Genomic DNA, 21,870 nt, shown 5'->3' on the forward strand with positions numbered 1-21,870 from the left:
ACCGCAATGGACCGCACCACCCCTGCCGAGGGCGACACGAGCCGCCTCGACCGCGCCCTGACGGCGGTCGTCGAGCTCGGCGCCTCCGACCTCCACGTCGCCGCCGGGCGCCCGCCCGCCGTGCGCCTCGCCGGCTCGCTGCAGCCGCTCGACACGAGCGACGTGTGGAGCGCCGACGACGTCCGCGCGATCGTCGGCTCCGCGATGACGGAGGCGCAGCGCGACCGCTTCGAGCGCGACCTCGAGCTCGACTTCGCCTACACGCTCTCGGCCGACGCCCGCTTCCGCGTGAACGTGTACCGGCAGCGCGACGCGTGGGGCGCGGCGTTCCGCCTCATCCCCACGAAGATCAAGTCGCTCGACGACCTCGGGCTGCCCGAGTCGATCGGCCACTTCGCCGACCTGCCGCGCGGCCTCGTGCTCGTCACCGGCCCCACGGGCTCCGGCAAGTCGACGACGCTCGCCGCGCTCATCGACCGCGCGAACGAGCGCCGCGCCGACCACATCATGACGATCGAGGACCCGATCGAGTTCGTGCACACGAGCAAGCGGGCCCTCGTGAACCAGCGCGAGGTCGGCACCGACACCATGAGCTTCACGAACGCGCTGAAGCACGTGCTGCGCCAGGACCCCGACATCATCCTGCTCGGCGAGCTCCGCGACCTCGAGTCGATCTCGGTCGCCCTCACCGCGGCGGAGACCGGCCACCTCGTGTTCGCGACGCTCCACACGTCCGACGCGTCGCAGTCGATCGACCGCATGATCGACGTGTTCCCCGCGCACCAGCAGCAGCAGGTGCGCATGCAGCTCTCGCTGACGCTGCAGGGTGTCGTGTGCCAGACCCTCGTGCCCCGCGCGAGCGGCGTCGGCCGCGCCGTCGCCGCCGAGGTGCTGAAGATCACGCCCGCCGTCGCGAACCTCATCCGCGCCGGCAAGACGAGCCAGATCCTCACGGCCATGCAGACCGGCATGGACGTCGGCATGCAGACCATGGACCAGCACCTCGCGCAGCTCGTCGCCGAGGGCGTCGTCACGCACGACGCCGCCGAGGCGAAGGTGCACGACCTCGCGTCGTTCAGCCAGCTCGTCGGCCGGCCGAAGATCGGCTCGCTCGACGACGACCTCGAGGGCTTCGGCCGCGCCCGGAAGCCGGTGCTCGCGTGAGCGCCACCGCCGTCGGCGCGCGCACGTTCGCGCACCGCAGCCGCGACATCGGCGGCCGCCTCGTCAAGGGCTTCGTCGAGGCGCCGAGCGAGACCGTCGCCGTCGCGCGCCTGCACGGCATGGGCCTCTCGCCCGTGTCCGTGCAGGAGCGGATCGCGGGCACCGGGTTCGACCGCGAGATCGAGATCCCGCTGCTCACCAAGAAGGTGAAGATCGGCGACCTCGCGGGCTCGTCGCGGCAGCTCGCCACGATGACGGCCGCCGGTCTGCCGCTGCTGCGCTCCATCACGATCGTCGGCGAGCAGACGTCGAACCCGAAGCTCGCCGCCGTGCTGCAGGACGTGGCCCGCGAGGTCGAGACCGGCAGCAACCTCTCCGACGCGCTCGCCCACCACCCGCTCGAGATCCCGCCGATCATGGTGAGCATGCTCCGTGCGGGGGAGACCGGCGGCTTCCTCGACACCGCGCTCAACTCGGTCGCGACGACCTTCGAGAAGGAGGCGAAGCTCAAGGCCACGATCAAGTCGGCGATGACCTACCCGATCGCGGTGCTCGCGATCGCGCTCATCGCCGTGATCGCGATGCTGATCTTCATCGTCCCGATCTTCAAGAACATGTTCGCGCAGTTCGGCGGCCAGCTGCCGCTGCCGACCGAGATCCTCGTGGTCCTGTCGGACCAGATGTGGTGGATCCTGCCGGTGCTCCTCGTCGCGTTCTTCGCGGCGTCGATGTACTACAAGGCGCGGAAGGACACGGAGGGCTTCCGCCGCCGGGTGCATCCGCTGCTGCTGCGCGTGCCGATCTTCGGCCCGCTCATGGGCAAGGTGGCGGTCGCCCGCTTCGCGCGGAACCTCTCGAACATGACCGCCGCCGGCGTGCCGCTCCTGCGGGCGCTCGCGGTCGTCGGGCAGACCTCGGGCAACTACGTGCTCGAGCGCGCGTCGGACCGCGTCGCCGAATCGGTGCGGCTCGGGCGCAGCATGGCCGCGCCGCTGGCCGATGAGAAGCTGTTCCCGCCGATGGTCGTGCAGATGATCGCCGTCGGCGAGGAGTCCGGCGCGATCGACGACATGCTCGCGAAGGTCGCGGACGTGTTCGACGACCAGGTCGAGGCCACCGCGAACGCCCTCACGAGCCTCATCGAGCCGCTGCTCATCAGCGTGCTCGGCGTCGTGGTCGGCGGCATGGTCGTCGCCCTCTACCTGCCGATCTTCACGATCGCGAGCGTCGTCCACTAGACGCTCGACGAGAGCTCCCGGCGAGGCCGGGCACCCGCTCGCGGTGCCCGGCCTCGCCGTCGTCGTGCGCCTGGGGGAGGGGCGGGGGAGCGGCCGGCGGGAGGCGCCGGCGCTCCGCGCCCCCACTTCGGGGCGTTGCACCGCGCCGGCGCGGCGCGTCGTGATCCGCCGCTGGGCGCTGACGCCATGCTGCTCCGACCGGGCCCGGGCAAGGGGTGGACCGGTCGGGACACGGGGCCCCTCCAAGTGGGGTCGCGAACCTGAGGATTCGCCCCCTTACGGGGTCTGATCAGGCACTTTCCCCGCGCGTAGCGTGTACCCCGACGAGTTCCCGGTGGATCCGGGGACCCGGAACCACCTCATCCACCGAGAAGAGAAACCAGACCCGTCATGTCCATCTCCACCGCCCTCGAGGCCCGCCGCGACGCCCTGCGCGACCGCGAGGCCGGCTTCACCCTCATCGAGCTCCTGGTCGTCGTGATCATCATCGGCGTCCTCGCCGCGATCGCGATCCCGGTCTACCTCGGCGTGCAGAACAGCGCCAAGGACTCGGCCGCCAAGTCGGACCTCACGAACGACAAGGTCGCCGTCGTCGCCGCCTCGACGAACAACAACGGCACCCTGCCCGCGACCGGCGCGACCGGTGCGACCGCCGTCGGCGGCTCGACCCTCGCCTCGTACGGCTGGACCACGTCCACCGGCACCACGGCCACCACCTACACGCTGAGCGCGTCGGGCACGGCCTTCTGCATCGTCGAGACGAGCGCCGCCGGCAACCAGTTCTCGATCACCCGCTCCGGGTCGGTCGCCTCCGGCGCCTGCCCCGCTGCCGACACCAACTGGTAGTCGGAACCCTCTCCGGTGGGCGGCCTCACGGCCGCCCACCGTTCCTTTCGTCCAAGCACGTGTCGAGGATCGCGATGATGACGAACAAGCTCCAGGCCCCCCGGGCCGACGCGGGCGTGTCGCTCATCGAGGTCGTCGTGGCGGTCCTGGTCTTCGCCCTCGTCTCCGCCGGCATCGTCGCCGGCATCGCCTCGATCCAGGGCTTCTCGCGCGACGGCCGCGCCCGCGAGGTCGCCGTGAACCTCGCCGCGTCGGACCTCGCGAGCGTCCGCAGCGCCGTCGACCCGACGAGCCTCGGCAGCACGACGTGGAGCACGACCGTCGGTGCGACCACCTACACGGTGACGCGGACCGTCGCGTGGGTCGCCGGCACGGACACCGGCTGCTCCGCGACCGGCACCGCGCCGACCTACAAGCGGGTCGACGTCGCGGTGACCTGGGCCGGCAAGCTCGCCGTCACCCCGGGCGTCTCGACCGACACGATCGTCTCCGCGCCGTCGCGCCTCACGGACCCGTCGACCGGCACCGTGATGGTCTCCGTGCTCGGTGCCGACGGCACGCCGCGCTCCGGGGTCACGGTCAGCATGTCGCCGACCTCCGGGGGAGCGGCCCTCGCCTCGCAGCCGCCCGCGACCGACGCGAACGGCTGCAGCTACGCGCTCCAGGTCGTCCCCGGCACCTACTCGATCGCCGTCTCGAAGAGCGGCTACGTCGACGCGAACCTGAACGCCTCGCCGTCCACGACGGTCACCGTCGTCGCCGGCCAGACGGTCGCGGCGCCGCCGTTCCAGTACGACGCGGCCATCACGCTGAGCCCGACGTACGCGACGGTGAACGGCAGCAACGCGGCGAACCGTCCCTCGAACCTCGACCTCACGTTCGCGACCGGCTCGGCGACCTACCCCCGCAGCTCGTCGGCGGCCCTCACGTTCTACCCGTTCCCGTCGGGCTACAGCGCCATCGGCGGCGCGCTCGGCACCGTGACGTCGGGCGGCTGCCCCGCGGTGGACCCGGCGCAGTGGGCCCAGAGCCTCACCGGCACCATCCTCAAGGCGGGCGCCCGCAACGCGCCGGTGACCGCCGCGCCGGGCGGCAGCACGAGCATCGCGGTGCCCATGGGCGGCTTCAGCGTGAAGATCAGCGGCTCGGCCGCCTACCTCACCGCCGTCTCGCAGGACAGCCCGGGGTCCCCGGCCGGCGAACCCGGCTGCCCGACGGCGATGACCTACACCTTCGGGTCGTACTCCGGCACCAACTACTTCCAGCTGCCCTACGGCACGTGGAACCTCTACACGGGCGCCACCTCGGGCGCGACCACGACGCCCGTCGCCGCGGGCAACATCACGATCTACAACTCGTACACGACGGTCGCGACGGGCAACCAGATCACCCTCGACCCGAGGACGCCGTGATGCGCGCCCTCAGGCGGGTCCGGCACGACGACGCCGGCTTCTCGCTCGTCGAGATGCTCGTCACGCTCGTGCTCACCGGCATCGTGCTCGCGATGGTCGCGTCGTTCTTCCTCGCCGTCACGAAGTCGACCGCGGCGGGCCGCGACTCGAGCTCGGCGGTCGGCAGCGCCTCGAACGCCGCGGACGAGCTCGGCAACATGCTCGGCTTCGCCGTGCCCATCGCGGTCAGCGGCAGCGCGACGCCGACGCCCGCGATCAGCGCCGCGTCCGCGAGCTCGATCACCTTCACCGCGCTGCCCGACCAGGCGGCGGCGTCACCGGTGCCCGTGCAGGTCACCTTCTCCCTCGACGGCAGCAGCAACCTCGTCGAGCAGCGGGTCACCGGCGTGGCGGGGTCCGGCACCTGGGGCTTCTCCGGCACCGCCAGCAGCGTCACGTTCCACGGCCCGTTCGACACGTCGGGCACGCCGCTGCTCACCTACCTGACGGCCACCGGCGCGACCGTCGGCACCGGCTCGGGCACCCTCACCGCTGCGCAGCTCGCCACCGTCACCGCGGTGCGCGTGAACCTCGCCGTGTCGAAGCCGAGCATCCCCGCCGCGAACGAGGTCGCCGTCGTGCGCACGATCGCGATGCCGAACCTCCTCCTGAACGGGAGCGCCTCGTGATCGCCGCCCGCCTCCGCGCCCTCCGCGAGTCGCGCGAGCGCGGCTCCGCGCTGCTCGTCGTGATCGGCGTCGCCGTCGTCATGCTGATCCTCGTCGCGTCGAGCCTGCAGCTCACCTCCTCGACCCTGCTCCGCTCGAGCACGGACCAGCAGGCCGCGCAGGCGCTCGATGCGGCGTACGCGGGCGTGCAGGAGTACCAGAGCCGCCTCAACTCGAACGCCGACTACGAGTCGTTCGGCAACCCGGCCTCCACGTGGAGCGCGGGGAGCGCCGTCACCCTGCCGACCGGCGCCGCGGCGAACCCCGCCTTCGGCCTCGGCACGTCGGGCACCTGGGCGACCGTGCCCGTGCCGTCCGGGCAGTCCGCCACCGAGTCCTTCCGGTACGAGGTCGACAACACGCAGTACGCCGCGAGCGGCCTCGTCCGCCTGCGGGCGACGGGCCGCGCCGGCAGCACGACGCGCAGCGTGATCGCGACGGTGCACCAGCGCGGCTTCATCGACTACCTCTACTTCACCGACTTCGAGACGCTCGACCCCGCGGTGAGCCGCGTCACGTCGAGCTGCAACGCATACCTCTGGGCGACGCCGTCGCGCTCCGGGGCGTGCACGAACGTGCAGTTCGGCGCGAGCGACGTGCTGCGCGGTCCCGTGCACTCCAACGACTCGGTCAGCGCCTGCGGCACGGACTTCAAGGGCACCGTCACGACGTCCGCGCCGAGCGGCACGCTGACCGTCCCGTCGGGGTGCGCCGCGCCCCTGTACGAGGGCGCGGGCGGCGCGCCCACCTACGAGGCCCCCGTCACGATGCCCGCGACGAACACCTCGATGAAGGCGGGTACCTACGCGGGCAGCACCGTCGGCGGCTCGCCCGGCTGCCTCTACACCGGTCCGACCACCATCACCTTCAACGCGGGCGGCACGATGACGGTCGTCTCGCCGTGGACGAAGGTGACGAACCCGTCCTACACGAGCGGTGTCGCGAGCAGCAGCCCCGCGATGTGCGGCTCGATCAGCCAGCTGCAGTCGAGCAGCGGCGCGACGGTCGCGACGCTGCCGAGCAACCTCGTCTACGTGCAGAACGTGCCGGCGAGCACCTCCGACCCGAACTACTCCGCGGCGGTGCCGAGCAACTTCACCTGCACCTACTCCGGCGCGGGCTGGTCGTACGGGGGCGCCGCCTACCCGGCCACGATCGGCGGCTCGACCGAGGCGCCGGCCGACGGCTGGTTCATCCACGACTCGGCCTCGAACACGAACTCGTGGACGTCGACGAACCCCGCCTACGGCTGCCGCAACGGCGACGTGTTCGTGAAGGGCACCTTCAAGGGCGCCATGACGGTCGCGGCCGAGAACTACGTGTACGTCACGGGCGACCTCGTCTACACGAGCACCACGAGCGACATCCTCGGCCTCGTCGGCAACAACGCGGTGATCGTCTGGAACCCGGTGACCGGCTCGGCGAGCAGCCCGCAGACGATGCTCACCGACAGCGGCCGCACCGTCGACGCGGCGATCCTGTCGGTCGCCCACACCTTCATGGTGCAGAACCCCGGATGGGGCTCGGTGCGGGGGACCCTCACCGTGCTCGGCTCGATCGCGCAGCGGTACCGCGGCCAGATCGGCGCCGGGAACGCGCAGGGCGCGCTGGTCACCGGCTACGCGAAGAGCTACACGTACGACCCCCGCTTCGCCCTGACCACCCCGCCGCGGTACCTCGAGCCGGTGAGGATCACCTACGGCGTCGTCCGGTACGCGACCACCACCACCGCCTTCAACGCCGACGGGAGCGCCCATTGAGCGCCGTCCTGCTGCCGACCGTCGCCCTGCTCGGGCTGCTCGTCGGGTCGTTCCTCAACGTCGTGGTGCACCGGGTGCCCCTCGGGCTCTCCGTCGTCGCGCCCGCGTCCTCCTGCCCGGGCTGCGGGAGCCGCATCGCGGCGCGCGACAACGTCCCGCTCGTCTCGTGGGCGCTGCTGCGCGGCGCGTGCCGCACCTGCCGGATGCCGATCCCGGTGCGCTACCCGCTCGTCGAGGCGCTCACCGCGGTGGCGTTCGTCGTCGCCGCGGCCCCGTTCCTGCCCGCGCTCGAGCGGGCGACCGACGCGCGGACCGCGCTCGCCGCCGGGCTCGAGCTCGCGGCGTACTGCTACCTCGCCGCGATCTCGGTCGCGCTCGCCGCGATCGACCTCGACGTGCGCCGCCTGCCCGACCGCATCGTGCTGCCCGCCTACCTCGTGGGCGCCGTCTTCCTCGGCGCCGCCGACCTGCTCCGCGGCGACGCGGTCGCGGCCGTCACCGCCGCGGCGGGCGCCGCCTGCTCCTTCGCCTTCTACTACGCGCTCGCCTGGGTGAAGCCCGGCGCGATGGGGTACGGCGACGTGAAGCTCGCCGGCGTGCTCGGCCTGTTCCTCGGACAGGTGGGCGTCCCCGCCCTCGTCGTCGGCACGTTCGCGGCCTTCCTCGGCGGCGGTCTCTTCGGCGTCGTGATTCTTCTTTCGCGACGCGGCGCGGGATCCACGGCGATCCCGTTCGGACCGTGGATGCTGGCGGGGGCGTGGGTCGGCGTGCTGTTCGGCGCTCCGCTCGCCACCGCCTACCTCGCCCTCGCCGGGCTCGCCTGACCTCAGACCTCCTCGTCCCTCGCAGTCCCGCTTTCGAAAGAAGCCCGCATGCCCCGCACACTGATCGGTCTCGATCTGGGCTCCGGCGTGATCCGCGCCGCGGAGGTCCAGCCGAACCCCAAGGGCCGGCCGCAGCTCCACCGCTACGCGGAGGTCGCCGTCCCCGCCTCGGCCATCAACGAGGGCGTGGTCGCCGACGAGGAGGTCGTCGTCGCCGCGCTGAAGCGGCTCTGGTCGGAGGCGCGCTTCAAGAGCCGCTCCGTCGTGATCGGCATCGGCAGCCAGCAGGTGCTCACCCGCGAGCTCGCACTGCCCCGGATGCCGCTCGAGCAGCTGCGCGAGACGCTGCCGTTCCGCGTGCAGGACCTGCTGCCGCTGCCCGTCGAGCAGGCGCTGCTCGACTTCTTCCCGCTCGAGGAGGTCGAGGGCGAGGAGGGCCCGCAGCTGCGCGGGCTGCTCGTCGCCGCGACCCGCGAGTCGGTCACCGCGAACACGCGGGCGATCGCCGCGGCCGGCCTGCGCGTGATCGACGTCGACCTCATCCCGTTCGCGGTGAGCCGGGTGCAGCTCGAGGAGCACGACGGTCCCGGCGCCGAGGTGCTCGTGCACGTCGGGGCCCAGTCGACGAGCATCGTGGTCGCCGAGGGCGGCATCCCGCAGTTCGTCCGCACCCTGCCCGCGGGCGGTGCCGACATCACCGAGGCGATCGCCGAGCGCCTGCGCATCGACGAGGCGGAGGCCGAGGCGCTGAAGCGGCGGGTCGGCATGGCCGAGGGCACCGACCCCGCGGCGCGGACCGCCGCGAAGGTGGCGGGGGAGATCGCCGCGGAGCTCGTCCGAGCCGTCCGCTCGACCATCGCCTTCTACACGAACGCGCATCCGGCCGCCTCGTTCGGCGGCGTCGTCCTCTCCGGCGGCGGCGGTGCGCTGATCGGCTTCGCCGACGCGCTCGGCGCGGCCGTCGGGCTGCCCGTGATGAGCGTCGCGGCGGGCGTCAAGTTCTCGGTCGGCCCGCGCGTCGACCAGGAGTCCTTCTTCGCCGCGGGGCCGGCCCCGACCGTGGCGCTCGGCCTGACCATGAGGAGCCCGGCGTGACCCTGACGAAGCAGAGCAGGCGCCAGCGGCCCGAGGCCGCGAAGCGCCCCCACGTGAAGCGCGGCGGCTTCGGCCCGGCGCGCGTCTCCCTGCTCCCCGCGGAGCTGAAGCGCGAGGCGCACGAGCGGCGCGTCCGCCAGCGGATGATCGCGGCGCTGCTCATCGCCCTCGCCGTCACCGTCACCGGTGTCGGCGGCGCGGGCGCCTACGCGATCACCGCGCAGTCCGCCGCCGACCAGGCGACCTCCGCGAGCGCGGCGGCCACCGCGCAGCTCGGCCGATACACCGAGGTGCAGGCGCTGCAGCACCGGGTCGCGCTGTCCGACGCCGCGAAGCGGGTCGGCTCGTCGCCCCAGATCGACTGGCAGTCGTTCCTCAAGCACGTGGCGTGGAGCGCGCCGCAGGGCTTCACGATCACCGCCATCACCGCCGACTCGGCCTCCGCGGTCGCCGCGTACCCGCAGGGGGCGACGCCGCTCGACGGCGCGCGCGTCGGCACCGTGATCATCACGGCGCACACCGCGTCGATCACGGCGCTGCCCTCCTGGCTCGCCGCGCTGTCGCAGCTGCGCGGCTACGCCGACGCGACGCCGTCGGTCACCGCCGGCGACGGCAGCGGCTACACCGTCTCGGTGACGATGCACGTGACCGACGCGCTCTACATCACGCCGCTGAAGAAGGGGGCGCGCTCGTGAGGTCCACGGTCCGGCTCTGGCTCCTCGGCGGCGTCATCGTGATCGTCGCCCTCCTCGGCGGCGGGTACGTGCTCGGCGCCGCCCCGCTGCTCGCCTCCGCCGCGCAGGCGGACTCCACGAAGGCGAGCGCGGACCAGCAGGCCCGCCTCACCCGCTTCCAGCTGGCGCAGCTGCAGGCCGCCTCCCAGCAGATGGACGCGCTGAAGGCGAAGGCGGCCGCGGGGGAGCTCGCGGTGCCGTCGCGGCTCGACGCCGAGGCGTTCATCCGTCGTGTGAACGCCGTCGCAGCGAGGGACGGCCTGAAGGTCGGCTCGATCGTGCCCGGTGACGCCGTCGCCTACACGTCGCCCGCGCCCGCCGTGGTCGCGACCGGCGCGGTCGCGGGCGCCACGCCCACCGCGACCCCGACGCCCGCACCGAGCGCGGCGACCCCCGCGGCCCCCGTCGTGCCGACCACCGCTGCGACCGACCCGCTCATCACGGCGAGCGACCTCGTCGTGATCCCGGTGACCCTCTCCGTGCAGGGGACGATGGCGCAGACGCTGCAGTTCACGCACGACATCCAGAACGACGAGCGGACCTTCCTCGTGAACGGCTTCAGCACGACGCAGAGCGCGGCCGGCAGCGGCGTGGCCGCGACCCTGAAGGGCTACGTCTACGCCCTGAAGGGCTGAGCCCGAGCGACACGCGGACGGCGGCCGGACCCCGGGGTCCAGCCGCCGTCCGTGCTCGCTGCCTAGGCTCGTCGCCGACCGAAGCGGAAGGACGGCCCATGGCACGCATCGACGACGGACGGGACGGGACCGACGTCCCCGTCGCCGACGAGGCGGAGGAGCACGGCGAGCACGCCGCGCCGATCCCGCCCGACGGCGACCGGCCCGCCACGGCCCGCGCGGCCGCGCCCGACGCAGCGGCGACCGGCGAGCCCGACGCCGGCGCGGCTCCGGTGGAGCGCGCGACCGCGCGCCCGATCGAGGCCGCCGGCAGCGGGGCCACCGGCAGCGGCGAGGGCGTCGGCACGCCGGCCGCACCCGCCGTCGCGGCGGACGTGCACGCGCGGCGTTCCGAGGACGCCGGCACGGCGGCGCCGACCGACGAGCCGGTCGGGGCCACGACCGCGCAGGACGACGCTCCAGCGGCGCCGCTGCCCGCCGAGCCCGCCCACAGTCCGGAGGCCGACGCCGAGCGCGCCGCCGCAGCCGACGAGCGGGCCGCCCGCGCCGAGGCGGACGCCCCCGACGCCGAGGCGGGGGAGCCGCCTGCTCCCGTCGCGCCGCCGGTCGCGACGCCGCGCAGCGACCTCGCTCCGCCGCCCGCGGCGGCCGCCCCGCCGCGTCCGATGGACGCCGCCGCGGCGCCGCCCCCGCCGAAGCAGCGCAGCAACCGCCTCGCCGGCACCGCCTGGGTGCTGCTCGCCTCCGGCGTGTTCGAGGTGCTGCTCCTCGTCGGGATCGCGCTGTACGTGCTGCTCGCGGGCGGTGCGAGCGCGGTGCCGCAGGCGATGCAGCAGGTGCTCCGCTCGCAGTTCGCGTGGCTGCCCGTGGTGCTGTTCTTCCTGCTGTTCGAGCTCACGGTGCTGCTGCTCAACCGCACCCGGCCCTTCGGGTACACCGTCGCGAGCCTCGTGGTCGGCGCCGTCGTCTGGCTGCTGTTCACCGTGCTGTTCCTCGCGATGCAGCAGGGCGGGCTCGCGAACGAGGCGAGCCTCGGCCGCGCGCTCGTCGATCCCGAGTTCCTGATCGTCGGGCTCGTCGCCCGCGAGGTCATGCTCTGGACCGGGCATGCGATCGGAGCGCGCGGTCGGCGCGTGCGGCAGCGCAACCGCGCCGCCCGCGAGCAGTACGAGCAGGAGGTGCGGGCGCAGGATGGATCAGGCGCCCCGGCCTGATCGCTCACCCGGCCTCGCGCTGTTCGTGGCGCTGGCCTGGGGCGCCTTCGTCGTCGCGGGCGACGGCTTCCTCAGCCTCCTGACGGGCGCCGAGGCCGTCGCCCTCCCCGACGCGGGCCCCGTGCTCGTCATCACGGCCGGGTTCGTCGCGGCCGTGCTGCTGCTCGTGCTGCTCGCGCGCGTGCGGGCGGGGGCGACCCTCTGGGTGGCGCCGGTCGCGGGCGTCGTCGTGTACGTCGTCGTCGTCGTCGTCGAGGCGGTGGGCTACGCCATGATCCGCGGCGCCGCCGCCGACGCGCTGCTCGCCCTGCTCTCGGCGGGCACGAGCGCCTTCACGCTGCTCGACGCCGCGCTCGCCGTCGTCGCCGGGGCCGTGCAGGTGCTCGTCCTGCGGGCCCGCTCGCTCGGCGCGACACGGCCGCGCTGGCCGTGGGAGGGACGCGACGAGCCCTGACGCAGCCGCCCGCGGCGCGCCGACCCGGTTCGACTTGCGCCTCCGGTGGGGTAACATGCCGGGGTGTGTGCGCCGCTTCAGCGCACCGCCCCGCTGTCCCGCGGTGCCGCTCCCGGCACCGATCGGTGCCGGCGGCCGAACCGGATGGGAACCCATCCGACCATCGACGACATCCGCCCCGCGTCGGCCCCGAGCCGGTGCGCAGGCCGCCGTGCGAGCGCGGCGGAACGAGGAGTAGAGCAGTGCCCACCATCCAGCAGCTGGTCCGCAAGGGCCGCAGCCCGAAGGTCGTGAAGACCAAGGCGCCCGCCCTGAAGGCGAACCCGCAGCAGCGGGGCGTGTGCACCCGCGTCTACACGACGACCCCGAAGAAGCCGAACTCGGCCCTCCGCAAGGTGGCCCGCGTGAAGCTCAGCAACGGCACCGAGGTCACCGCCTACATCCCGGGCGAGGGCCACAACCTGCAGGAGCACTCGATGGTGCTCGTGCGCGGCGGCCGTGTGAAGGACCTCCCGGGTGTCCGCTACAAGATCATCCGCGGCGCCCTGGACACCCAGGCCGTCAAGAACCGCAAGCAGGCCCGCAGCCGGTACGGCGCGAAGATGGAGAAGAAGTAATGCCCCGCAAGGGTCCCGCCCCGAAGCGTCCGGTCGTCGCCGACCCGGTCTACAGCGCCCCCGTCGTCAGCCAGCTGGTCAACAAGATCCTGGTCGACGGCAAGAAGGGCCTCGCCGAGCGCATCGTCTACGGCGCGCTCGAGAACGTGGCCTCGAAGAACGGCCAGGACGCGGTCACCACGCTCAAGAAGGCGCTCGACAACGTCCGCCCCACCATCGAGGTGAAGAGCCGCCGCGTCGGTGGCTCGACCTACCAGGTGCCGGTCGAGGTCAAGCCGCACCGCGCGAACACCCTCGCGCTGCGCTGGCTCACGAGCTACGCCAAGGCCCGTCGCGAGAAGAGCATGACGGACCGTCTCACGAACGAGATCCTCGACGCGTCGAACGGCCTCGGCGCCGCGGTGAAGCGCCGCGAGGACACGCACAAGATGGCCGAGTCGAACCGGGCCTTCGCCCACTACCGCTGGTGATCCGCCGGGTGGGTCCTCCTCGAGGACCCACCCGCGGCACCGGCCGGCCGCACCGGGGCATCCCGATCCGGTCCCTCCCCCGACACGCTCGACGGCATGAAACGACGCCGTCGAGCGTTGTGCATGTCGACGTACTCGAACATCCCTGACGAAAGGGCTCACCACAGTGGCAGTCGCACAGGACGTGCTGACCGACCTCACCAAGGTCCGCAACATCGGCATCATGGCGCACATCGACGCCGGCAAGACGACGACGACCGAGCGCATCCTCTTCTACACGGGCATCACCCACAAGATCGGCGAGGTGCACGACGGCGCCGCGACGATGGACTGGATGGCGCAGGAGCAGGAGCGCGGCATCACGATCACGTCCGCCGCGACGACGTGCTTCTGGAACGGCACCCAGATCAACATCATCGACACCCCCGGCCACGTCGACTTCACGGTCGAGGTCGAGCGGTCGCTGCGCGTGCTCGACGGCGCCGTCGCGGTCTTCGACGGCAAGGAGGGCGTCGAGCCCCAGTCCGAGACCGTCTGGCGTCAGGCCGACAAGTACAACGTCCCGCGCATCTGCTTCGTCAACAAGATGGACAAGCTCGGCGCCGACTTCTACTTCACGGTCGACACGATCGTGAAGCGCCTCGGCGCGAAGCCGCTGGTCATCCAGCTGCCGATCGGCTCGGAGAGCACCTTCGAGGGTGTCGTCGACCTGGTCGAGATGCGCGCCCTCACGTGGCGCGGCGACGCCAAGGGCGACGTGCAGATGGGCGCCAAGTACGCCATCGAGGAGATCCCCGCCGACCTCGTCGAGAAGGCGAACGAGTACCGCCACCGCCTCGTCGAGACCGTCGCCGAGACCGACGACGCGCTGCTCGAGAAGTACTTCGGGGGCGAGGAGCTGACGGTCGCCGAGATCAAGGGCGCCATCCGCAAGCTCACCGTCAACAGCGAGATCTACCCGGTGCTCTGCGGCTCCGCGTTCAAGAACCGCGGTGTGCAGCCGATGCTCGACGCCGTCGTGGACTACCTCCCGAGCCCGCTCGACGTGCCGGCGATCGAGGCCCACGACCCGCGCGACGAGGAGAAGGTCATCCTCCGCCACGCGGACGCCTCCGAGCCCTTCGCGGCGCTCGCGTTCAAGGTCGCGGTGCACCCGTTCTTCGGCCGCCTCACCTACGTCCGGGTCTACTCCGGGCACATCGAGGGCGGCTCCCAGGTGGTCAACTCCACCAAGGGCAAGAAGGAGCGCATCGGCAAGATCTTCCAGATGCACTCCAACAAGGAGAACCCGGTCGACGGCGTCTCCGCGGGCCACATCTACGCGGTGATCGGCCTCAAGGACACCACCACCGGTGACACCCTCGCCGACCCGAACGAGCAGGTCGTCCTCGAGTCGATGACGTTCCCGGAGCCCGTCATCGAGGTCGCCATCGAGCCGAAGACGAAGGCCGACCAGGACAAGCTCGGCCAGGCCATCCAGAAGCTCGCCGAGGAGGACCCGACCTTCCGCACCGAGCAGAACCGCGAGACCGGCCAGACCATCATCAAGGGGATGGGCGAGCTCCACCTCGACATCCTGGTCGACCGCATGAAGCGCGAGTTCCACGTCGAGGCGAACGTCGGCAAGCCGCAGGTCGCCTACCGCGAGACCATCAAGCGCGCGGTCGAGCGCTACGACTACACCCACAAGAAGCAGACCGGTGGTTCCGGCCAGTTCGCGAAGGTGCAGATCGCCCTCGAGCCGCTCGAGGTCACCGCTGAGACCTCGTACGAGTTCGTGAACAAGGTCACGGGTGGCCGCGTCCCGCGCGAGTACATCCCGAGCGTCGACGCGGGCATCCAGGACGCCCTGCAGGTCGGTGTCCTCGCCGGGTACCCCATGGTCGGCATCAAGGCGACGCTGCTCGACGGCGGCTACCACGAGGTCGACTCCTCCGAGATGGCGTTCAAGATCGCCGGCTCCATGGCGTTCAAGGAGGCGGCCCGCAAGGCGCAGCCGACGCTCCTCGAGCCGGTCATGGCCGTCGAGGTGCGCACGCCCGAGGAGTACATGGGCGACGTCATCGGCGACCTGAACTCGCGTCGCGGTCAGATTCAGGCGATGGAGGACGCGTCCGGCGTCAAGGTGATCATGGCCCAGGTGCCGCTGTCCGAGATGTTCGGCTACGTCGGCGACCTCCGCAGCAAGACCTCGGGCCGCGCCGTCTACTCGATGCAGTTCGGCAGCTACGCCGAGGTGCCGAAGAACGTCGCCGACGAGATCGTCCAGAAGAACAAGGCCGAGTGATCGGAGGGGTGCGGTCGCGAGCAGCTGCGTTGCCCCCGACCGCACCCCTCGTCCCGGCGCTCCGCGCCGGGACGTGCAGGGCGCTCATGCGCCCTGCGAACAGCACGCCGGCATGAGCCGGCGGCCGGGCGCTGAACGCCCGGCGCCTGCTCAGCACGATCTGCACGACCAGCTCTCATGACCCACCAGGGCGCGGGAGCGCCCCCGCCGCCTGAGGGCGGCGAAACCCTCCCGAAATAAACCCGGTATCCTCGACCGGTCGAAACGCGCACTCCCGCGCCCTGCGACCGAGGTGGGACACCTCGACCAACAGTCCTGAGGAGGACATCAGTGGCCAAGGCCAAGTTCGAGCGCACCAAGCCGCACGTCAACATCGGAACGATCGGTCACGTCGACCACGGCAAGACGACGCTCACCGCTGCCATCACCAAGGTGCTGCACGACAAGTACCCCGCTCTCAACACCGCGAGCCGGTTCGACCAGATCGACAACGCTCCCGAGGAGCGCCAGCGCGGCATCACGATCAACATCTCGCACGTCGAGTACCAGACCGAGAAGCGCCACTACGCGCACGTCGACGCCCCGGGTCACGCCGACTACATCAAGAACATGATCACCGGCGCGGCGCAGATGGACGGCGCAATCCTCGTGGTCTCCGCCACCGACGGCCCCATGCCGCAGACGCGTGAGCACGTGCTGCTCGCCCGTCAGGTCGGCGTCCCCTACATCGTCGTCGCGCTGAACAAGGCCGACGTCGTCGAGGACGAGGAGATCCTCGAGCTCGTCGAGCTCGAGGTCCGCGAGCTGCTGTCGAGCCAGGAGTTCGACGGCGACGACGCCCCGATCGTGCGCGTCTCGGCGCTGCAGGCGCTCGAGGGCGACGAGAAGTGGGCCGCCACGGTCGCCGACCTCATGGACAAGGTCGACGAGTTCGTGCCGGAGCCGGTGCGCGACACCGACCGCCCGTTCCTCATGCCGATCGAGGACGTCTTCACGATCACCGGTCGTGGCACCGTCATCACCGGCCGTGTCGAGCGCGGCACGCTCAAGGTGAACACCGAGGTCGAGATCGTGGGCATCCGCCCGACGAGCCTCAAGACCACGGTCACCGGCATCGAGATGTTCCGCAAGCTGCTCGACGAGGCCCGCGCGGGCGAGAACGTCGGTCTGCTGCTCCGCGGCACGAAGCGCGAGGAGGTCGAGCGCGGCCAGGTCGTGGTCAAGCCCGGCTCGGTCACGCCGCACACGAACTTCGAGGCGAACGCGTACATCCTGTCGAAGGACGAGGGTGGCCGTCACAACCCGTTCTACGGCAACTACCGCCCGCAGTTCTACTTCCGCACCACGGACGTGACCGGCGTCATCTCGCTGCCCGAGGGCACCGAGATGGTCATGCCCGGTGACACCACCGAGATGAGCGTCGAGCTGATCCAGCCCGTCGCCATGGAGGAGGGCCTCCGCTTCGCGATCCGCGAGGGTGGCCGCACCGTCGGTGCCGGCACGGTGACGAAGATCATCAAGTGATCGTCTAGCGACATCGCTCGGCGAGGGCCGGACCCGGAGGGTCCGGCCCTTCGTCGTTCCCGCCGGCGACAGGGCTAGCGTCGCCCCGTGCTGGAGCTGCCGGACGCGTGGGTGTGGGACTCGTGGCTCGCCGACACCGCCGAGGAGCACCACCTCTTCTTCCTCTTCGCGTCCCGCGCGCTGCGCGACCCCGACCTGCGGCACCGGCGGGCGTCCATCGGCCACGCCGTGTCGACCGACCTCCGTCGGTGGCGGCGGCTGCCGGACGCGCTCGTGCGGGCGGAGCCGCCCGCGTTCGACGACGTCGCCACCTGGACCGGCTCCGTGGTCCGGGGCGACGACGGGCTCTGGCGGCTCTTCTACACGGGCCTCTCGGACGACCCGGTGCCCTGCACGCAGCGGATCGGGGTCGCCGTGTCCGCCGATCTCGTCACCTGGACGAGGCGACCGGAGCCGGTCGTGGTCGCGGACCCCCGCTGGTATGCGACCGGGCGGACGGCGGGAGACGAGACGTTCCGTGATCCCTGGGTGCCCCGGGGGCCGGACGGGCGCTGGCACATGCTCGTCACGGCACGGGCGCCGGCGGCGAGCAGCACCGAGGACGGGGTGCTCGGGCACGCGGTCTCGGACGACCTCGAGTCGTGGACCGTCATGCCGCCGCTCTCGGAACCGGGCCTCGGCTTCGGGCAGCTCGAGGTGCCGCAGGTCGTCGAGGTGGACGGATCGTCGCTGCTCGTCTTCAGCTGCCTGGCACCGGAGCTCGGCGATCGCCACGCGGGCTCCCCGGGCGGCATCTGGGTCGCGCCGGCGGCGGGTCCCCTCGGGCCGTTCGACCTCGCCTCCGCCCGGCTCATCACGGACGCCTCCCGCTACGCGGGGCGCGTCGTGCGGGATCGGCGCGGCGAGCCGGTGCTGCTCGCCTTCGAGAACGAGACCGCGCAGGGCTTCGGTGGCCGGATCGCGGACCCCGTCCCGCTCAAGGCGCTGCTGCAGGTGCCGCCCGCCGGACTTCGAGGTGGGGACGCCTAGCCTCGCTGGATGACCGATGACGTGGCGACCGCCCGCGCCCGGACGAGGCTGCGCAAGAGCAACCCGCTCGGCAAGGGCTACACCCGCGTGCGCAGCGGTTCCGGCTTCAGCTACCGCGGGCCCGACGGCAGCACCGTGCGCGACCCGGAGCTGCGGGCCCGCTTCGACGCGCTCGCGATCCCGCCCGCCTGGACCGAGGTCTGGATCGCGCCCTACGAGAACGGGCACATCCAGGCCGTCGGCTACGACGCCGCGAACCGCAAGCAGTACCGGTACCACCCGGCGTGGCGTGAGCGGAAGGACAAGCACAAGTTCGCGCGCATGCTCGAGCTCGCCGAAGCGCTGCCGGGCGCCCGCCGCACCGTGACCAAGCACCTCCGCGACGAGCGGATGACGAAGCGGCGCGTGCTCGCCGCGGCGTTCCGCATGCTCGACGCCGGCGGCCTGCGCATCGGCTCCTCGCGCTACGAGGAGGACAACGGCAGCTACGGGCTCACGACCCTGCACCGCGAGCACGTGCGGGTCGACGGCGCGACCGTGCACCTGCGCTTCCCCGCGAAGAGCCACAAGGTCTGGGACCAGACGATCGTCGACGCCGACCTCGCCGCGGTGCTGACGGAGCTGCAGCAGCACGCCCCCGAGGACCGGCTGATGTCGTACCAGGACGACGACGGCTCGTGGCATGCGATCGCCCCGCAGGAGGTGAACCGCTACGTGAAGAAGCGCACCGGCGGGCGGTTCTCCGCGAAGGACTTCCGGACGCTCCGCGGCAGCGTGACGGCTGCGGTGAGCCTCGCGAAGCACGGCCCCGAGCCGAAGAAGGGCAAGCAGAAGCAGGCGATCGCCGACGCGATGCGCGACGCCGCCGCGGTGCTCTCGAACACCCCGACGATCGCGAAGGCGAGCTACGTCGACCCGCGGGTCGTCGACCACTACCGCGCCGGTGAGACGATCGACCCCGACCGGGTCCGCTCGGCGGAGTCCGAGCTGCGGACCCTGCTCTTCGAGGAGCCGGACGAGCCGATCAGCGGAGCAGCCGCCGGATGACCCGCTCCCGCGCCGCGGTGTAGGGCGGCGCGATCAGCCCGAGCGTCTCGGGGCGCCCGGGCTTCGCGAACACGGCCTTCTCATGGCTGAAGGCGAGCAGCGATCGCCTGCCGTGGTAGGCGCCCGAGCCCGAGGCGCCGACGCCCCCGAAGGGGATCCCGGGTACCGCGAGGTGCAGCACGGGGGCGTCGTAGCCGATCGCGCCGGAGCTCGTCCGCTCCGCCCAGCGGCGGCGCACGCCTGCGTCGCGGCTGAAGACGTAGGCCGCGAGCGGCTTGTCCCGCTCGGTGACGAAGCGGAGCGCCGCCGCCTCGTCCGGCACCTCCACGATCGGCAGGATCGGACCGAAGATCTCCTCGCGCATCACGGGCGCGTCGCCGTCGACGCCGGTGAGCACGGTCGGGGCGATCTTCAGCGTGGCCGGGTCCGTGGCCCCGCCCACCGCGATGCGGCCGTCGTCGAGCAGGGCCGAGAGCCGCGCGAAGTGCCGCTCGTCGACGATGCGCCCGTAGTCCGGGTTCTGCAGCGGGTCGTCCCCGTAGAGCCGCCGCAGGGCCCGGTCGAGCCGCGGCACGAGGTCCGCTGCGACCCGAGGCGTCGCGAGCACGTAGTCGGGGGCGACGCAGGTCTGGCCGGCGTTCACGAACTTGCCCCACGCGAGGCGGTCGGCCGCGACGTCGAGGTCCGCCGACGGATCGACCCAGGCGGGGGACTTGCCGCCGAGCTCGAGCGTGACCGGCGTGAGGTGCGTCGCGGCGGCCGCGAGCACGATCCGGCCGACACGACCGCTGCCGGTGTAGAAGATCGTGTCGAAGCGCTCCGCGAGCAGCTCGGTGGTCTCGGCCGGCCCGCCCTCGACGACGGCGACGAGGCGGGCGTCGAGCGCGCGGGGGAGCAGCTCGGCGAGGAGCCCGCTCGTCGCGGGCGCGATCTCGCTCGGCTTCACGACGAGCGCGTCGCCGGCCGCGAGGGCGCCGATGGCGGGGGAGAGGGCGAGCAGCAGCGGGTAGTTCCACGGGGCGATGACGAGCGCCACCCCGAGGGGCTCGAGCACGGTCCAGGCCGCCGCCGGCTGCAGCTGCGCCGGCACCGGGGCGGGCCGCGGCAGCAACCAGCTGCGCAGCGACCGCCGCGTGTGCCGCAGCTCCTGCAGCAGCACGCCGATCTCGGTCACCTGCGACTCGGGGGGCGCCTTGCCGAGGTCGGCGCGCAGCGCCTCCTCGAACCGGTGCCCCTCCTCGAGCAGCAGCTGCTCGAGCGCCTGCAGCTGCCCGAGCCGCCATGCGAGCGGCCGCGTCGTGCCGCGCTCGTGCGCCCGCCGCAGCCGCGCCACCACGTCGGCGGCCGCCTCCCCGTTCTGCGCCACGCTCCGACGCTACGCGCCCGCCCTTCGCGCCGACCCGTCTTACGCGGTACCTGTGGCGTCGCGCGGTACGCATGCCTACCGCGCGACGCCACAACCATCGCGCGATAGGTGCAGGTCGATCCGATCGTCTCCTCCCCAGGGACGTTCAGCAGGCATCGCGGGCCCGGACGCGACCCGCGCGTGTGCGCGTGCGAGTCCGCCGGACCAGGATCCCCGCCATGGCATCCGAGGACCGGCTGTTCGACCGACGCGCGCTCGCGACGACAGGGCTGGAGCGGCCCGACCGGACAGCGGGCACCGGCCTCGAGCGGGTGCGGCGGGGCGTGTACGCGATCGCCGGCGCCGATCAGGACGCCGCCGCGCGGTACCGACGGCATGTCCTGGCCGCGGACCGCACACTGGCCGGGCCACGGCTCTTCTCGCACGAGTCCGCGGCGGTCCTGCTCGGCCTGCCCGTGCTGTGCTGGCCCCGGGAGGTCCACCTCCTCGAGGAGCGCCGCTCGGGAGGACGGTCCCAGCTCGACATCCGGCGGCACTGCGTCGGACTCGAGAGGGCCGATCCGGTGTGGATCGACGGCGTGCTCGTCACCTCGCCGGCTCGAACCGTGTTCGACCTGGCTCTGGCGCGGCCGTTCGTCGATGCCGTGGTCGTCGCGGACGCGGCGTTGCGGCTCCACCCAGGAGTGCGCGAGCAGCTGTCCGACATCGCGGAGTGGTACGGCCACCGGCGCGGCCACGCACGCCTCGCGCGGGTGCTCGCCTTTGCGAACGGGCTGTCCGGCTCGCCCGGGGAGTCGGTCAGCCGGGTGCAGATCCACGAATCGGGGTTCATCGCTCCGATGCTGCAGTTCGAGGTCGTGACCGGCGGGCGCAGCGAGTTCGGCGACTTCGGCTGGCCTGAAGTCCGGGCGCTCGGCGAGTTCGACGGCGAGGTGAAGTACCGGGAGGACCGCTACCGGCTCGGCGGATCCGTCGAGGACGTCGTCGTACGCGAGAAGAACCGGGAGAACCGGATGCGCCGGGTGATGCCGCGCTTCGCGCGGTGGGACTGGCGCGACCTGCGTGCTGGGCGCCTTGAGCGCATCCTTGTGGCCGCAGGCGTGCCGAAGCGCGTCGCGCGGTAGCTCTGGCGTCGCGCGGTACGCATGCCTACCGCGCGACGCCACAAGTACCGCGCGACGCGGAAGAACGGGATGCGGCCTGGACGGGGGCGCGGCGACGCGGGCACGGCAGCGCGGGCGCGGGAACACCGCGCGGGGCGCGACCGTTGCACCCTCGGAAGCACGGGCACCCGGGCGCGACACGCCCGAGTTGCAACCCCTCCGGGGGTATGGCAAAATCTTCGAGTTCCACATTCCGGGGACGACCTGCCGCAGCGCGGTCGGAGCCCGGATCACTGTCAGGCAGTGCATAGCCCTCCGGCTAGGCCGCGGACAGCAGAACACTC

The 21,870-nt window shown here is 72.4% G+C and carries 20 protein-coding genes; 19 read left to right on the plus strand and 1 reads right to left on the minus strand.

The window, feature by feature from the left end:
• Positions 1-6: 6 nt before the first annotated feature.
• The 18 genes from QDR37_RS08000 (at position 7) to QDR37_RS08085 (ending at position 19,057) form a co-directional block, all read left to right on the plus strand.
• The gene (locus QDR37_RS08000) at positions 7-1,164 is read left to right on the plus strand and encodes a type IV pilus twitching motility protein PilT (RefSeq protein ID WP_279713095.1); all 1,158 of its coding nucleotides are present in this window, start codon (positions 7-9) and stop codon (positions 1,162-1,164) included.
• Positions 1,161-2,402 (plus strand): type II secretion system F family protein, encoded by a 1,242-nt coding sequence (locus QDR37_RS08005; protein ID WP_279713096.1) that lies wholly within the window; start codon positions 1,161-1,163, stop codon positions 2,400-2,402. The genes QDR37_RS08000 and QDR37_RS08005 overlap by 4 nt, the downstream gene beginning before the upstream one ends.
• 390 nt (positions 2,403-2,792) lie before the next feature.
• Positions 2,793-3,248: a prepilin-type N-terminal cleavage/methylation domain-containing protein gene (locus QDR37_RS08010; protein ID WP_279713097.1), complete on the plus strand. Its 456-nt coding sequence runs from the start codon at positions 2,793-2,795 to the stop codon at positions 3,246-3,248.
• Positions 3,249-3,325: 77 nt separating this feature from the next.
• Positions 3,326-4,660, plus strand: a complete 1,335-nt coding sequence (locus QDR37_RS08015; protein WP_279713098.1) for a carboxypeptidase-like regulatory domain-containing protein — start codon at positions 3,326-3,328, stop codon at positions 4,658-4,660.
• Positions 4,660-5,328, plus strand: a complete 669-nt coding sequence (locus QDR37_RS08020; protein WP_279713099.1) for a prepilin-type N-terminal cleavage/methylation domain-containing protein — start codon at positions 4,660-4,662, stop codon at positions 5,326-5,328. The genes QDR37_RS08015 and QDR37_RS08020 overlap by 1 nt, the downstream gene beginning before the upstream one ends.
• Entirely contained in the window at positions 5,325-7,127 is a 1,803-nt protein-coding gene (locus QDR37_RS08025; RefSeq protein ID WP_279713100.1) for a hypothetical protein, read from the plus strand. Before QDR37_RS08020 ends, QDR37_RS08025 begins: the two co-directional genes overlap by 4 nt.
• Positions 7,124-7,951, plus strand: a complete 828-nt coding sequence (locus QDR37_RS08030) for a prepilin peptidase (protein ID WP_279713101.1) — start codon at positions 7,124-7,126, stop codon at positions 7,949-7,951. The genes QDR37_RS08025 and QDR37_RS08030 overlap by 4 nt, the downstream gene beginning before the upstream one ends.
• A gap of 48 nt (positions 7,952-7,999) precedes the next feature.
• On the plus strand, positions 8,000-9,046 hold the full coding sequence (gene pilM / locus QDR37_RS08035; RefSeq protein WP_279713102.1) for a type IV pilus assembly protein PilM: 1,047 nt from the start codon (positions 8,000-8,002) through the stop codon (positions 9,044-9,046).
• Complete coding sequence (locus QDR37_RS08040; protein ID WP_279713103.1) at positions 9,043-9,741, plus strand: hypothetical protein; 699 nt, start codon at positions 9,043-9,045, stop codon at positions 9,739-9,741. Before pilM ends, QDR37_RS08040 begins: the two co-directional genes overlap by 4 nt.
• The gene (locus tag QDR37_RS08045) at positions 9,738-10,415 is read left to right on the plus strand and encodes a hypothetical protein (RefSeq protein WP_279713104.1); all 678 of its coding nucleotides are present in this window, start codon (positions 9,738-9,740) and stop codon (positions 10,413-10,415) included. Before QDR37_RS08040 ends, QDR37_RS08045 begins: the two co-directional genes overlap by 4 nt.
• A 98-nt stretch (positions 10,416-10,513) precedes the next feature.
• Entirely contained in the window at positions 10,514-11,629 is a 1,116-nt protein-coding gene (locus QDR37_RS08050; RefSeq protein WP_279713105.1) for a hypothetical protein, read from the plus strand.
• Positions 11,607-12,083, plus strand: a complete 477-nt coding sequence (locus QDR37_RS08055; RefSeq protein ID WP_279713107.1) for a DUF6121 family protein — start codon at positions 11,607-11,609, stop codon at positions 12,081-12,083. The genes QDR37_RS08050 and QDR37_RS08055 overlap by 23 nt, the downstream gene beginning before the upstream one ends.
• Before the next feature lie 242 nt (positions 12,084-12,325).
• Positions 12,326-12,700 carry a 30S ribosomal protein S12 gene (rpsL, locus tag QDR37_RS08060; protein ID WP_120788527.1) on the plus strand — a complete coding sequence of 125 codons (375 nt, stop codon included), beginning with the start codon at positions 12,326-12,328 and terminating at the stop codon, positions 12,698-12,700.
• Entirely contained in the window at positions 12,700-13,170 is a 471-nt protein-coding gene (gene rpsG, locus QDR37_RS08065; RefSeq protein WP_279713109.1) for a 30S ribosomal protein S7, read from the plus strand. Before rpsL ends, rpsG begins: the two co-directional genes overlap by 1 nt.
• Before the next feature lie 184 nt (positions 13,171-13,354).
• Positions 13,355-15,457: an elongation factor G gene (gene fusA / locus QDR37_RS08070; RefSeq protein ID WP_279713586.1), complete on the plus strand. Its 2,103-nt coding sequence runs from the start codon at positions 13,355-13,357 to the stop codon at positions 15,455-15,457.
• Between the two features lie 330 nt (positions 15,458-15,787).
• Entirely contained in the window at positions 15,788-16,981 is a 1,194-nt protein-coding gene (tuf, locus tag QDR37_RS08075; RefSeq protein WP_279713110.1) for an elongation factor Tu, read from the plus strand.
• Positions 16,982-17,068: 87 nt separating this feature from the next.
• Complete coding sequence (locus tag QDR37_RS08080) at positions 17,069-18,010, plus strand: glycosyl hydrolase family 32 (RefSeq protein ID WP_279713111.1); 942 nt, start codon at positions 17,069-17,071, stop codon at positions 18,008-18,010.
• A 9-nt stretch (positions 18,011-18,019) separates the two neighbouring features.
• Complete coding sequence (locus QDR37_RS08085) at positions 18,020-19,057, plus strand: DNA topoisomerase IB (protein ID WP_279713113.1); 1,038 nt, start codon at positions 18,020-18,022, stop codon at positions 19,055-19,057.
• Here QDR37_RS08085 and QDR37_RS08090 read toward each other — a convergent pair.
• On the minus strand, positions 19,035-20,423 hold the full coding sequence (locus QDR37_RS08090; protein WP_279713114.1) for an aldehyde dehydrogenase family protein: 1,389 nt from the start codon (positions 20,421-20,423) through the stop codon (positions 19,035-19,037). The genes QDR37_RS08085 and QDR37_RS08090 overlap by 23 nt on opposite strands.
• A 218-nt stretch (positions 20,424-20,641) precedes the next feature.
• Between QDR37_RS08090 and QDR37_RS08095 the strand changes: the two genes are divergently transcribed.
• Complete coding sequence (locus tag QDR37_RS08095; RefSeq protein WP_279713115.1) at positions 20,642-21,547, plus strand: hypothetical protein; 906 nt, start codon at positions 20,642-20,644, stop codon at positions 21,545-21,547.
• Positions 21,548-21,870: the final 323 nt, after the last annotated feature.

The organism is Amnibacterium sp. CER49, assembly GCF_029846255.1.
Taxonomy (GTDB): domain Bacteria; phylum Actinomycetota; class Actinomycetes; order Actinomycetales; family Microbacteriaceae; genus Amnibacterium.

Coding starts and splice junctions, on each gene's coding strand:
- QDR37_RS08015 (WP_279713098.1), top strand. CDS start 3,326: ATGACGAACAAGCTCCAGGCCCCCCGGGCCGACGCGGGCGTGTCGCTC.
- pilM (WP_279713102.1), top strand. CDS start 8,000: ATGCCCCGCACACTGATCGGTCTCGATCTGGGCTCCGGCGTGATCCGC.
- QDR37_RS08010 (WP_279713097.1), top strand. CDS start 2,793: ATGTCCATCTCCACCGCCCTCGAGGCCCGCCGCGACGCCCTGCGCGAC.
- QDR37_RS08085 (WP_279713113.1), top strand. CDS start 18,020: ATGACCGATGACGTGGCGACCGCCCGCGCCCGGACGAGGCTGCGCAAG.
- QDR37_RS08050 (WP_279713105.1), top strand. CDS start 10,514: ATGGCACGCATCGACGACGGACGGGACGGGACCGACGTCCCCGTCGCC.
- QDR37_RS08055 (WP_279713107.1), top strand. CDS start 11,607: ATGGATCAGGCGCCCCGGCCTGATCGCTCACCCGGCCTCGCGCTGTTC.
- rpsG (WP_279713109.1), top strand. CDS start 12,700: ATGCCCCGCAAGGGTCCCGCCCCGAAGCGTCCGGTCGTCGCCGACCCG.
- QDR37_RS08095 (WP_279713115.1), top strand. CDS start 20,642: ATGGCATCCGAGGACCGGCTGTTCGACCGACGCGCGCTCGCGACGACA.
- QDR37_RS08000 (WP_279713095.1), top strand. CDS start 7: ATGGACCGCACCACCCCTGCCGAGGGCGACACGAGCCGCCTCGACCGC.
- QDR37_RS08020 (WP_279713099.1), top strand. CDS start 4,660: ATGCGCGCCCTCAGGCGGGTCCGGCACGACGACGCCGGCTTCTCGCTC.